Annotated in this window: 9 protein-coding genes and 1 tRNA gene; 6 read left to right on the plus strand and 4 right to left on the minus strand. The window is 66.5% G+C overall.

The genetic code is table 11. The features are described from left to right. Positions 1-22 precede the first annotated feature (22 nt). The 4 genes from AB4Z16_RS22365 to AB4Z16_RS22380 all read left to right on the plus strand — a co-directional run bounded on the left by AB4Z16_RS22365 (position 23) and on the right by AB4Z16_RS22380 (position 3,827). Positions 23-99 (plus strand) — tRNA-Met (locus AB4Z16_RS22365). Positions 100-372: 273 nt separating this feature from the next. Continuing rightward, a complete protein-coding gene (locus tag AB4Z16_RS22370) occupies positions 373-1,665 on the plus strand; it encodes an alpha/beta hydrolase (protein WP_441513528.1) in 1,293 nt (430 codons plus the stop codon). 144 nt (positions 1,666-1,809) lie between these two features. After that, on the plus strand, positions 1,810-2,967 hold the full coding sequence (locus AB4Z16_RS22375; protein ID WP_441513529.1) for an acyl-CoA dehydrogenase family protein: 1,158 nt from the start codon (positions 1,810-1,812) through the stop codon (positions 2,965-2,967). After that, positions 2,967-3,827 (plus strand): HTD2 family dehydratase, encoded by an 861-nt coding sequence (locus AB4Z16_RS22380; protein WP_441513530.1) that lies wholly within the window; start codon positions 2,967-2,969, stop codon positions 3,825-3,827. The genes AB4Z16_RS22375 and AB4Z16_RS22380 overlap by 1 nt, the downstream gene beginning before the upstream one ends. A 13-nt stretch (positions 3,828-3,840) precedes the next feature. Here AB4Z16_RS22380 and AB4Z16_RS22385 read toward each other — a convergent pair whose 3' ends face one another. Both AB4Z16_RS22385 and AB4Z16_RS22390 read right to left on the minus strand, forming a co-directional pair. Further along, on the minus strand, positions 3,841-5,106 hold the full coding sequence (locus AB4Z16_RS22385) for a hypothetical protein (protein WP_441513531.1): 1,266 nt from the start codon (positions 5,104-5,106) through the stop codon (positions 3,841-3,843). Continuing rightward, positions 5,103-6,020, minus strand: coding sequence for a glycosyltransferase family 4 protein (locus tag AB4Z16_RS22390; protein WP_441513532.1), 918 nt, complete (start codon positions 6,018-6,020; stop codon positions 5,103-5,105). Before AB4Z16_RS22390 ends, AB4Z16_RS22385 begins: the two co-directional genes overlap by 4 nt. A gap of 390 nt (positions 6,021-6,410) precedes the next feature. Here AB4Z16_RS22390 and AB4Z16_RS22395 point away from each other — a divergent pair, with 390 nt between their 5' ends. Further along, the gene (locus AB4Z16_RS22395) at positions 6,411-7,583 is read left to right on the plus strand and encodes a DUF1972 domain-containing protein (RefSeq protein ID WP_441513533.1); all 1,173 of its coding nucleotides are present in this window, start codon (positions 6,411-6,413) and stop codon (positions 7,581-7,583) included. After that, complete coding sequence (locus tag AB4Z16_RS22400; protein WP_441513534.1) at positions 7,580-8,821, plus strand: glycoside hydrolase family 5 protein; 1,242 nt, start codon at positions 7,580-7,582, stop codon at positions 8,819-8,821. Before AB4Z16_RS22395 ends, AB4Z16_RS22400 begins: the two co-directional genes overlap by 4 nt. Here AB4Z16_RS22400 and AB4Z16_RS22405 read toward each other — a convergent pair. After that, complete coding sequence (locus tag AB4Z16_RS22405; protein WP_441513535.1) at positions 8,763-10,106, minus strand: VpsF family polysaccharide biosynthesis protein; 1,344 nt, start codon at positions 10,104-10,106, stop codon at positions 8,763-8,765. The genes AB4Z16_RS22400 and AB4Z16_RS22405 overlap by 59 nt on opposite strands. Beyond that, positions 10,106-12,202: a GumC family protein gene (locus AB4Z16_RS22410; RefSeq protein WP_441513536.1), complete on the minus strand. Its 2,097-nt coding sequence runs from the start codon at positions 12,200-12,202 to the stop codon at positions 10,106-10,108. The genes AB4Z16_RS22405 and AB4Z16_RS22410 overlap by 1 nt, the downstream gene beginning before the upstream one ends. Between the last annotated feature and the right edge of the window lie 215 nt (positions 12,203-12,417).

A 12,417-nucleotide genomic window follows, 5' to 3' on the forward strand; every position in this document is an offset into this window, starting at 1 on the left:
TCAAAAGGTCCCATATCCTTACCGCGGGGTGGAGCAGCCCGGTAGCTCGTCAGGCTCATAACCTGAAGGTCGTCAGTTCAAATCTGGCCCCCGCAACCAAACACAAAAACCCGTCGCAAACAGCGGCGGGTTTTTGCGTCTAAAATCCAGAAAAAACGGCGCAAAGCGCCCCTACAATCCGCCAAAGCGGAACACCCCACGCGCCAGCACTTCAAAGCAACACTTGATCGCCGACCACATCAGGGGGCCGGCCAACGGCTTGACCGTTCGGCAGGAACGCTGCCTAGTCTGGAACTGGCTGTCACAGCTCAGCATCATTCCCGCACGATAACGCGATGTCGGGACAGAGTGGCGTGGTGATCGGGGGCGGGCATGCGTGTTGCGTTACTTCACAAGGCCGGGCTCCGGTCTTTCTCGGCGGGAGCCGCAGCCCTGCTGCTCGCGGGCTGCGCCGGGGATGTGAAGGGGGTGCTCCTGCCCGTGAGCTCGGCGGCTACGGATACGAGCAAGGTCACCATGCTGGTGGCGACGACGCGCGCGCCCGACGAGGACGCCGGCATCCTGTTCTCCGGCGAGCGCGGCAAGCCGTCTTTCGCTGAAATTACCGTTTCGCTGCCGCCGGCATCCCATCGCAAAATCGGTGAGGTGCAATGGCCGAACCGCCTGCCCGGCAATCCCGAGACGGACTTCGTCACCCTCAACGTCGAGAAGCTCGATCAGGCGCAGGCCATCTCGCTATTTCATAAGGCCGTGACGAAGGTGCCGAAGCGCCGGGTGATGGTGTTCATCCACGGCTTCAACAATCGCTTCGAGGATGCGGTCTATCGCTTCGCGCAGATCGTGCACGACTCGAATGCGAAGGTCGTGCCGGTGCTCTTCACCTGGCCGTCGCGCGGCTCGATCTTCGCTTATGGCTACGACCGCGAAAGCGGCAACTACTCCCGCACCGCGCTCGAGAACCTCCTGCAAAGCCTGGCCCGCGATCCGGCGGTTGGCGAAGTCTCGATCCTCGCCCATTCGATGGGCAACTGGGTGACGATGGAGGCGCTGCGGCAGATGGCGATCCGCAACGGCAGCATCCCGCCGAAGATCGCCAATGTCATGCTCGCTGCGCCGGATGTCGATGTCGACGTCTTCCGCAGCCAGATCGCCGATATTCATGGCAAGCGGCCCCGGTTCACCGTGTTCGTCTCGCAGGACGACCGAGCATTGGCCGTGTCGCGCCGCGTCTGGGGCAGTGCGGCACGGCTCGGCGCCATCGATCCCGATGTCGAGCCCTATCGGAGCGAGATCGCCGAATACGGCATTACCGTCCTCAACCTCACCAAGCTGCGCTCCGGCGACAGCCTGAACCATGGCAAGTTCGCCGAGAGCCCGGAAGTCGTGCAGTTGATCGGCTCGCGTCTGGTCGAGGGGCAGCCGATCACGGATTCGCGGGTCGGCCTGGGCGAGCGCCTGATGGAGGTGACCGCCGGCACCGCGGCGGCTGTCGGCACGGCAGCTGGCCTCGCGATCTCGGCGCCGATCGCCGTCGTCGATCCCCACACGCGCCGGAATTTCAACGACACGATCCAGCAGGTCGGTCGCTCCGTATCCGATGCCGGTCAAGCGACCGGGGATGCGGTCGCCGCCCCGTTCGAGGGGACTGGGCAGTCGGGCCGTTGAGAATGAAGCCCGCGCGCATCGGCATCGCTTGGCGTTGACGCGGGGCTTCCCCTTCACGGAGGCTCTTCCTCGTCGGCCGGCGGAGGGCTAACCACGAAGGGTATCGGGACGCGGTCCCAAGCGTCCGACAGCTTCGAGGCCGCCATGCAGCATGCTTCCGACCACAACGACATTCGCGATGCGGTTGCGAAGCTCTGCGCGGACTTCCCGGGCGAGTATTGGCGTAAGCTCGACCGCGAGATGGCCTATCCCGCGGCGTTCCTCACGGCGCTGACTGAAAGCGGCTTCCTCTCGGCGCTGATCCCGGAGGAGTATGGCGGCGCCGGCCTGTCGCTTTCGGCCGCCGCCGTGATCATGGAGGAAATCCAGCGGCAGGGTTGCAACGGCGCCGCCTGCCACGCCCAGATGTATGTGATGGGCACGGTGCTGCGTCACGGCACCGAGGACCAGAAACGGCGCTACCTGCCGAAGATCGCCTCCGGCGAATTGCGCCTGCAAGCCTTCGGTGTCACCGAGCCGTCCAGCGGCACCGATACGACTGCGCTGCGCACCACGGCGCGGCGCGAGGGCGACCACTACATCGTCAACGGCCAGAAGATCTGGACGAGCCGCGCCGCTCAGTCCGACCTGATGCTGCTGCTCGCCCGCACCACGCCGCGCGACCAGGTGCAGAAGCGCACCGACGGGCTCTCGGTCTTCATCCTCGACATGCGCGAGGCGCTGAAGGACGGCCTGACCATCCGGCCGATCCGCACGATGATGAACCACGCCACTACCGAGGTCTTCTTCGACAATGTGAAGGTGCCGGCCGCGAATCTCGTCGGCGAGGAGGGCAAGGGCTTCCGCTACATCCTCTCCGGCATGAATGCCGAGCGTATCCTGATCGCGGCCGAGTGCGTCGGCGACGCCAAGTGGTTCATCGACAAGGCCTCGAACTACGCCAGGGAGCGGCATGTCTTCGGCCGGCCCATCGGCCAGAACCAGGGCATCCAGTTCCCGATCGCCAAGGCCTACGCCAATATGCGCGCCGCCGAACTGATGGTGCGCGAGGCGATCCGGCTCTACGAGGCCGGCGCCAATCCCGGTGCCGAGGCCAATATGGCGAAGATGCTTGCGGCGGATGCCTCCTTCGAGGCAGCCAATGCCTGCATCCAGACGCATGGCGGTTTCGGCTTCGCCGAGGAATACGATGTCGAGCGCAAGTTCCGCGAGACACGGCTCTATCAGGTCGCGCCGATCTCCACGAACCTGATCCTCTCCTACCTCGCCGAGCATGTGCTGGGCATGCCGAGGTCCTATTGATGGCTGCGTCCGGCATCTCCGAGCTCGACATCGATCATTTGCGCGGCTGGATCGGCCGTGAGGATGTCGGCGTCGACATCGTCAGCGAGGATCTGGCGCGGAAGTATCACGCGACCTTCGATTATCCCGGCGAGGCGCCGCAGCACGGCGAAATCGTTCCGAGGCTGATCCATTTCTGCCTGGCCCAGCCGGCGGCTCCGACCGGCACGCTCGGCCCGGACGGGCACCCCGCTCGGGGCGGCTTTCTGCCGCCCGTGCCATTGCCTCGCCGGATGTGGGCGGGCGGCGCATTCGCCTTCTCCGGCGATCTCAGAGTGGGTGATGTCGTCAGGCGAACCTCCCGGATTGCCGATGTCATGCTGAAGAAAGGGCGCACCGGGCCGCTCTGCTTCGTCACCGTAGAGCACCGCGTCGAAGCGAATGGAGTGCTCGTGCTGCAGGAACGGCAGGACATCGTCTATCGCGGCCTCGAGAGCGCCGCGGGCGCGACAAAGCAGCCGCCCCCTGCCGAGCAGGGCGCTCATCAGCGGCCGATGCGCGCCGAGGCGCCGCTGCTGTTTCGCTATTCCGCGCTGACGTTCAACGGCCATCGCATCCATTACGATCGCCGCTATGTCACGGAGGTCGAAGGCTATCCTGGTCTCATCGTCCACGGTCCGATGCAGGCCGCCCTGCTCTGCAACTACGCCGCCGAGCTGCGCGGCGCCCCGCCTCGGTGCTTCAGCTTCCGTGGCCTGTCGCCGCTGTTCGACGATGATGCCTTCGCCTTGCACGCGACGGAGGAGGGGACGGGGCTGAAGCTCTGGACCGCCAAGCAGAACGGGACGCTCTGCATGACGGCGGAAGCCTCCTGGTCGTAAGGGCGGCCGCCGGTCAGCCGGATCTGGCGATCGACGGCATCGCCTTCTCGGCCGCGCGCTGCCTCGGCCAGACCACGGCCCAGCTGCCGATGAGGACGATGACCTCCGACAGCGCTCCGCCGAGAAGCACCCAGGAGGGCGCGGCCGTCAGCAGCAGGAGCAGCACCACCAGCATGCCGATGGCGGCGGCAATCGCGGAGAGGATCGCGATCGAGCGGAAATCCTGGGCGATCTCGAGCCAGATGCGGGGCATGACATAGAGCAAGGGCATGCCGCTCATGACCCATGCCAGCACCGATATCTTGAAGAAGCGGGTGTCCTCGAGGCTTTCCGGCAGGATGAGCGGGAGCGCGAGCAGAATGACGATCCCGTAGACGACGCCCAGCACCGCCAGCGGTATCGGCCAGTAGCGCAGCAACCGCCCGACCTTCCCGGAGTCGCGATGGGCCATGAGCGCCGTCATCTCCGGATGCATCATATTGGCGAAGGCGGTGGAGACGATGCGCAGCGGCACGAAATTGACCAGCGCGGCCGCGATCGGCGCATAGGCTGCCGGCCCCGCGATCGTGGCGACCAGCAGCGCCATCCCCTGGCCCTGGAGGTTGGTGATCGTCACGCTCAGCAGCGACCATTTCAAGTCCCGCCAGAGCTTGCGATAGCGCCGCCAGACATGTGTGCCGAAGCTCAACCGCACCGGCCGCCGGCCGAGCGTGAGCATCACGGCGATGCCAAGCGCGTTGGCCGTCATCATGACGAGGAATGTATGCTGCAGGATATGGGTGTCGTTCCACACGACCCATGCTGCGCCGAGTGAGCCGCTGATCGTGAACGTCAGATCGCTGGCGCTGACCAGCATCTGCCGATTGCGGGCGAAGAAGACAGTGCGGATATGCGCGCGTGCGGTCCACAGAGCGACGAAGGCGCCGCCGCTCAAGGCGCCTTCCGGAAGCCAGCCGCTCAGGGCGAAGGCGACGCAGACGCCGAGCAGTGCCGACAGCAGCGCGGCTGCCGAGCCGAAGGTGATCTCATACGCCCCGGCCGCGCCGACGCTATGGCTGCGGGCGATGAAGATGCTCGCCGGGAGAGCCGTCAGTGCGCGGATATAGGTGAGGCCGATGCCGCCGACCACCATGACCAGCGCGAAGACGCCGTAATCCCACGCGGATACGGAGTGCAGCAGGACGAGGTTGAGGCCCAGATGAAATGCGCTCTGCATCGCCTCGCCGCCGACCATGACGACGAGCTTCAGGATCAGACGGCGCAGGGATTCGAAGTTCATTGCTGCGCCAGCCGGCCGCGGGAGAGCATGTCCTCGACAACCGCGCCGATGGCGCGGGCGACAGCGTGATCGCTGAACAGCGCCGAGAAGCGTTCACGTCCCGCATGCGCCATGGGGGCGAGCAGCTCCGGCGCGAGGATCACCTGCTTCAGCGCTTCTGCGAGGGCGTCAGGGTCGCCGGGCGGCAACAGCCGGCCGGTCACACCGTCCACGACCACCTCCTGCAGGCCTCCGATCGCCGAAGCCAGCGGCGGCCGGCCGAACGCCATGGCTTCGATCGCGACGCGGCCGAGCGACTCCGGCCGGCGCGACGGCACCACGACGATGTCGGCCCATCGATAGAGCGGTGTGGGATCGTCGCGGAAAGGCTCGACCTTCACCTGCGGGTCGAGACCCGCGCTCGTCACCGCCTCGTGCAACGCCAGTTCGAGGGCGGGATCCTCGAAAGCGCTGCCGACGATGCGGACCTCGAGCCGGTCTCGCAGATCCCGGGGCAGGGCACTCACCGCCGCGAGCAGGATTTCCTGGCCCTTGATGCGGTTGATGCGGCCGAGCATGAGGACACGCAGCCGCCGCCTGCCATCATAATCCGTGGGCGCCCAGTCGGCCGGCCCGGCCACGCCATTGTAAATGACATCCGCTTCATGGCCGTCCGGGAGCGGGAAGGCAGAGCGCGTCGCCTGAGAGTTGAAGATCAGCCGCGCCCGGCCCCAGAGGATCAACTGGCGCAGGAGCGTGCGCGTCATCCCTTCCGGGATTTCGTGGATATGCTGGATTGCCTTGCCGGCAAAGAATCGTGCGGCAAGCACATGGTCAACGATGACCGAGGTATTGATATAGACGAGGTCGCAACGGCGCATTCGCCGGGCCGCGCGCAGCATGGCGCGCGGCAGTTCGATCGGCGCCATGGCCATCAATCTCGGCAGATTCCTGCGGCGCAGCACCCATAGCGGTTCGATGACGATCCGGCTGGCGATCGGCTGGAGCAGGCTGAGGATCGGACCTTCGCGCGGGAGCACGACCTCGATATCGGCGGCCGGGTAGGCTTGGCGCAAGGCGGCTACGCTCTCGGCGAAAGCGCGATCCGACCCGTAGAGTTCATAGCCCTGATGAATGCAGGCGATACGCAGCGTCACAATCCGTTTCCATTCGAGGACGCCGCCATCGCGCTTCCACCGATTCCGCATGGCCGGAAAGCGCGTCCTAACCATCTTCGATAAAAGCGGGATAAGTCCCAGAAATTCAAGGTATTCTTGAAGCTACGCGCTATCTTCGCGCAGCTTTGCGCCCCTCCGGATGAAATCATGGCAAATACCGCTCCTTCGTTGCTGATCCTCGGAACACGGGGTATTCCGGCAGCGCATGGTGGCTTCGAGACCTTCGCCGAGAAGCTCGCCTTGTTTTTGGTCGAGCGGGGCTGGCAGGTCGGCGTGTACTGCCAGGACGAGGTTCCGGCCGTCACGCGCCGGTTCCACAGCGAATCCTGGCGGGGCATCGAGCTCATTCGCACGCAGGTGTCGTCATCGGGGCCGCGCGCGACCATCGACTTCGACTGGCATTGCGTGCGGCATGCGGCGCGGCGTCCGGCGCTCAGCCTCGTGCTGGGATATAACGGCGCGATCTTCCTGCCCTATCTGCGCCTCGCCGGGCGGAAGATCATGACGAATATGGACGGGATCGAGTGGCGCCGGCCGAAATGGTCATGGCCCGTCCGCAGTTGGTTCTGGATGAACGAGTGGATCGCGGCCTGGTCCTCGCACCGTCTCGTGGCTGATCATCCGATCATCGCCGACCATCTAGCGACGCGGCGTCCGCGCAGCGCCACGGTCATGATTCCTTATGGCGGCATGCCGATCCGGATGGCGCCGGCAAAGCCGCTCGCCAAATTCGGGCTGGAGAGCGGCCGCTACCTGATCTCGATCGCGCGGATCGAGCCCGACAATTCGATCCTCACGCTGGTCGAGGCCTTCTCGTCCAGGCCGCGCGGCATGCCCCTCGTCGTTCTCGGCAATTTCTCGGACGAAAACGCCTATCATCGCCAGGTCAAGGCGGCCGCTGGGCCGGAAGTGATCATGCCCGGCGCGATCTACGACGCCGAGACCGTGAGGGCCCTGCGTTTCCACGCGCGCGGTTATCTGCACGGACATACCGTCGGCGGGACCAACCCATCGCTGGTCGAGGCGCTGTGGGCAGGGAACCCGGTCATCGCCCATGACAATCCCTATAACCGCTGGACTGCGGGTGAGGCGGGCTTGTTCTTTGCTGACGAGGCGAGTTGCTCCAATGCGATCGGGCGGCTGCTGGCCGATGATGAACTGGCTGCTCGCCTGAAACAGGCTGCGCTTGTGCGCGCCCGCTCCAGCTTCGAATGGCAGGCGGTCCTCGAGCACTATGAACGCGAGGCGCTGGCCCTGCTCGGTCTCGAGCCGGAAGCTGCCGTCGCTCCGGCCGAAGTGGCCGGCGGCCGCAGGGGATGACGGTCAGCCGCCGTTCTCTGCTGGCGGGGGCGATCGGGACGGCGGCGATCGGCGGCGGTCGCGCTCATGCGGCGCGGCCCCTCGGCATCCGGCGCGGCGTCAATCTCTGGCCATGGTTCTCCCTGACGCGGGAGCATCCTGCGCCGCGAACCGATTATGATTGGCCCCCGTTCCAGCTCGACCGGCCGGTTCCGACGCGGGCGGATCTCGCTCTCTTACGTCGTGCGGGCCTCGACTTCGTCCGGTTGCCCGTGGACCCCGGCCCGTTCCTTGCCGCAGCTCCCGCCGTCAGGGCGTCATTGCTCGATCAGGTGATGGCCGCGGTGGCGCTGGCGCAGGGTGAGGGGCTTGCCGTGATCGTCAATCTTCACGCCAACGGCGCGACGCATTACTGGACGCCGTCGCGATTGTTCGGAACCTTGGATGCTCCGGCGTTTCCGGCCTATCGCGATCTCGTGGTGGAGCTGGCATCGCGACTGGGGCGGAGCGATCCGGAGCGGACGGGATTCGAGCCCGTCAACGAGCCGCTCCAGGCCTGCGGCTCCGCTGAATGGGGAGAGACGCAGAAGCGGCTTCTGGCCGCGGCTCGACTGGCCGCGCCGGGGCTGACATTGCTGGCGACCGGCGCTTGCGGCAGCATGATCGCAGGTCTCGACCCCCTCCGGGTCCGCGAGCTCTCGCTCTATGAGCCGCTGCTCTTCACCTTCCACTTCTACGAGCCCTATCTCTTCTCACATCAGGGCGCGCGCTGGATGAGCGAACCGGTTTATCGGGCGCTCAACGCGGTGCCCTGGCCCGCCGCGCGGGGAAGCCTCGATGCCACCCTCGCTGCGGTGCGCGCCAGAATGGCCGCGCTGGGTGCGCCGGCACAGGGCAGTGGAGCGGCCGCCTATCGCGAGACCGAGCGCGTCCTCAAGGAATATTTCGATGCCCAGCCGGATCGCCCGTTCATCGACGGCTATCTGCGCCGGGTCCGTGCCTGGGCGGAGCGCGAGGGCGTGCAGCCCGGCCGGATCCTGATGGGCGAGTTCGGAGCGCTGCGATCGGGGGGCGGCACCGTCGCCTCCGCTCCGGACGATCGCGCCCGCTATGTGCGTGACGTCAGGCTCGGCGCCGAGGCGCTCGGGTTTCCCTGGGCATTCTGGAACCTGTTCGACAGCATGGGGATGATGGACGATGTCAGCCGCCGGCTCGACCCGGCCATGATCGCGGCCCTCGGTCTGCGAATGCCGGATTGAGCCGGTCGGAACCGCGCCTTTCCGGTCGATAAAGGCACAGAATGACGACGACGAATTTCGCCGGCATCGTCGTCTTCGTCGCGATGCTCTCCGAGCCGTTCAGCAGGATGATCCAGACGATCATCGGGAGCCAGACGCCGGGGCGTCCGCGCCCCAATTCATACATGAAGAGGCCGAAGGCCAGCGTCACGAGCGCGGTGATGATCGCCCCTTGATAGAGGATCATACGCACGAACGGGTTCTCGATGCCCCACTCGAGGCCGTTGACGCGGCGCAGGGTGTCGACGAGCTGCACATCGGGCCCGATGACGAGGTCGCCGATCGAAAACATCTGCAGCAGCTCGAACATCTCCTTGCGGGCATTGGCACTGCCACCGTCGGAGACGAAGCGCGTGGCCACGTCGTCGAAGAAACCAAGCGCCGCCAGCCCGCCGATGGCGACGGGCAGGAGGGCTACGAGCACGCAGCCGATGGCGGCCGCGATCAGCGATATCCGCCCGCTCCGCAGCAAGGCGAACAGCTGTACCGTGCCGTAGCAGAGGCCGAACGCCAGCGACGTCAGAAGCGCGGTGCGGCCGCCGAAGACCACAAGGGCGGCGCTCTGCAGCGCGATGAGGACGCCACGGACCGCCGGCGGCAGGGAGCGTGACCCGCTGATCAGAGCCATCAGATAGCAGGCGGTGATCATGGCGTTCGCCAGCGGATGGCCGTGAAACGCGCTGGAGCGCGTGTCGGTTTCGAAGACTGCGCCGTCGAAGCGGTAGGGAAAGAGCCGGAACTGCGTGACGAACTCGAAGAGCGCGAGCAGGGCGTTGAGGGTCATGACGACATGCAGCATCGTCGTGAGCGTCGTCATGGTCTCGTCGTCGGCATCGACGAGCGACAGGACCAGCAGGCAGACGGCGACATAGGTGTCGACCATGCCGCCAAGGCCCGGCCCGTCGCGCATCACCGTGACGACGATCGTCGCCATCGTCACCAGCAGCATGAACAGCGTCGCCGGCCGAGCGCTGACGAGATGAATGGCGCGGCTGACCGGATCCCCGCAGGCGATCAGGCTCCAGCCGAACAGGAGCACGATCATATAGGTCGACGGATGGATCTTCGTGGCGGCGGCGCCGGTGAGGCCGTCATAATTGTAGCCGACGAGCCAGAGCATGCCGCCCGACACGCAGAACAGCACCAGGACGGTGGCGAAAAGACCGTAGCGCGTCAGCCCATCCAGCTGGGCCCAGCTCGGTACCCCACGGGCCGAGGCCTCGGCCGTGAGGCCGGCGGCAGGCATCAGCCTCGCCCGTCGGCGTCGATCAGGATCGTTGCCGTCACCGAGCGGCCCATGACGCGCGCGGATTCGACCGCTCGCATGATCTCTTGCTGGCGCGTGGTGTAGAGACGGGCGACGAGCACGATCTCCTCGACCATGCCGACCAGCGGGGCGATCTTCACATTGCGCTCCAGCGGGCCGCCGTCGATGACCACGATGTCGAAGTGACGGCTGGCATCCCCCAGCATTCGCATCGCATAGCTGCGTGCCAATGCCTTCTGCGTTGCGGCTTTAGGACGACCGGCGGACATCAGCGCGACATCCTTGGCGTCGCTGAAGTGAATGGCGTCCTCGAAGCTGCATTCGCCGCGCAGAATATCCATCAGCCCGGCCGGGCCGCCCTGGACCGGTTCGGTCGTCGTATCGACCAGGAGGACGCGCTCTCCGTGCTGGACTCCAGCGCTGGCGAGCAGGTCGGCCGCATGCTCCCGCTCATCGCCATCGGCCTCGGCCGAAATGAGCAGGGCGCTGCGGGCGGCCGGGATCGGCACATCCGTGGGCTTGAACAGCAGGAGCAGCGCGAGTTGCGCCGCGCCGTCCGCCTCCGCTTGCCGGCCTGTCGATCGCCGGAACCATCGGCCGAAGCCGCGCGGGGGCGCCGTCCGGGGGCGCAGGACGCCGACCACCGGAGCGCCGATCAAAGCCTCGGCCTGCGAGCGGGAGAGCAGATGAGGCGCGGCATACTCGCGCAGCAATGCGAGGCCGGCACCGAGGCCCAGCCCGAGCACGGCCGCCGCCGCTGCAAGCGGAAATGTCGGCGGCCAACTCGCCTGCAATGGCGGCTGAGCCCGGCTGATGATGCGGGCGTTGGTGGTGTCCAGATTCGCCTGCTCGCGTGTTTCCTGCGCGCGCAGCAGGAACGTCGCATAAACCGCGCGGACCGCTTCGAGATCGCGCTGGAGCTCGCGCAGCCGGACCGACGCCTGGTCCGCCCCTTGCGTCTGGCGCGTCAGGGTCTCGAGCTTGCTGGCGAGCAGCTTCTCATTGCCGAGCGCGCGCTCATATTCGGTGCGCACGGACTGCTCGACCCGCTCGATCTCGGTCGCGATGAGGCGGCGAACGTGGACGAGCTGGTTTTGCACCGCGCCGATCGACGGGTGGCGCGGGCCGAACTGGCTCTGCAGATCGGCTTCGCGCTGAACCAGGGCGGCCTCCTGCTCCCGCAGTCTTCCGATGACAGGAGACTGCAGTGCCTCCATGGAACTGCCGGCCAGGGCGCCGCGCCGGCGTTGCTGGGCGATCAGCTCGACCTGCGAACGGAGGGTGGAAGTGCGCGCCTGGGCTGCCGAGAGCTGATTGCTGATCTCGCTGAGCTGCTGCTCGCTGATCAGGCGTCCGGACGCCGCGACGAGATTGTTTTCGGCGCGATAGCGCTCGACGGCGTTCTCAGCCGCCTCGACCCGCTTGCGCTGTTCCGCCAGCCGGGCTGTCAGCCCCTCGGACGCCTCCGTCGCAGCGCGGCTTCTGGCATCGGCCTGGTCGGCGAGATAGGCCTCGGCGATCGCGTTGGCGAGCTTGGCCGACTTGTCGGCGTCGCGCGTCGTCACGACCACATCCAGCACCAGGACCTTGTCCGCGCGCCTGACGGAAATCTTCCGCCGGAGGTTGGCGAGCGTCCGCGCCTCGGTGGGCGTGAGGGTGCCGTCCGGGGCAGGGGCATCTGTCGCAATCCGGCCGAGAAGGCGGCTGAGAAGCCCCGCGCCGTTGAATTCCGTGTCCTCGGTGAGTTTCGTCGTCCTGATCGCCCGAGCCAGCACGTTCGTGGACTGGACGACGCTGGCCTGGCTCTCGACCTGCGCCAAGCCGCCATCCGGTGAGACCGTATTGGGGTTGACGTCGTTGCTGACGACGTTCCGGTCGCGCGGATCGATCAGAAGCTGCGCCGAGGCGGTATAGAGCGAAGGCGTCAACAGCCCGTAGGCGAGGGCCAGCCCCGCCAGCAGGCCGGCGACGGCCAGGATCATCAGGCGCCGATGCCAGAGGATGCGCCAGAGCTCGGAGACTTCGACGGCGCCATCCGGGCGGCGACGAAAGGTCTCCTGAGGAGGCGGCTGCACCGTTTCCTCCTGCCGATGAGCGGTCGCAGCCAGACTTGTCATTCCTCTACTCGGACAACGCAACGCGATGCCGCGGTGTCGTCCGACCGCGGCTTCCAGGCGCGACCCTGCCACGAACTCCTTAACAACTGCTCCGATCGGTCGAGGCTGCCCGCTTGAGCGGGCTTGCACGCGGGTCGGGCGGGGCTAACCAAATCGAAATGCGGATGTTGGAG

Source organism: Allobosea sp. TAF32 (assembly GCF_052113585.1).
In the GTDB taxonomy this organism is placed as follows: domain Bacteria; phylum Pseudomonadota; class Alphaproteobacteria; order Rhizobiales; family Beijerinckiaceae; genus Allobosea.

Excerpts from the sequence above, each read along its gene's own strand:
- AB4Z16_RS22405 (WP_441513535.1), bottom strand. The coding sequence starts at position 10,106 with ATGCCTGCCGCCGGCCTCACGGCCGAGGCCTCGGCCCGTGGGGTACCG.
- AB4Z16_RS22385 (WP_441513531.1), bottom strand. The coding sequence starts at position 5,106 with ATGAACTTCGAATCCCTGCGCCGTCTGATCCTGAAGCTCGTCGTCATG.
- AB4Z16_RS22400 (WP_441513534.1), top strand. The coding sequence starts at position 7,580 with ATGACGGTCAGCCGCCGTTCTCTGCTGGCGGGGGCGATCGGGACGGCG.
- AB4Z16_RS22380 (WP_441513530.1), top strand. The coding sequence starts at position 2,967 with ATGGCTGCGTCCGGCATCTCCGAGCTCGACATCGATCATTTGCGCGGC.
- AB4Z16_RS22370 (WP_441513528.1), top strand. The coding sequence starts at position 373 with ATGCGTGTTGCGTTACTTCACAAGGCCGGGCTCCGGTCTTTCTCGGCG.
- AB4Z16_RS22390 (WP_441513532.1), bottom strand. The coding sequence starts at position 6,020 with ATGGCCATGGCGCCGATCGAACTGCCGCGCGCCATGCTGCGCGCGGCC.
- AB4Z16_RS22395 (WP_441513533.1), top strand. The coding sequence starts at position 6,411 with ATGGCAAATACCGCTCCTTCGTTGCTGATCCTCGGAACACGGGGTATT.
- AB4Z16_RS22375 (WP_441513529.1), top strand. The coding sequence starts at position 1,810 with ATGCAGCATGCTTCCGACCACAACGACATTCGCGATGCGGTTGCGAAG.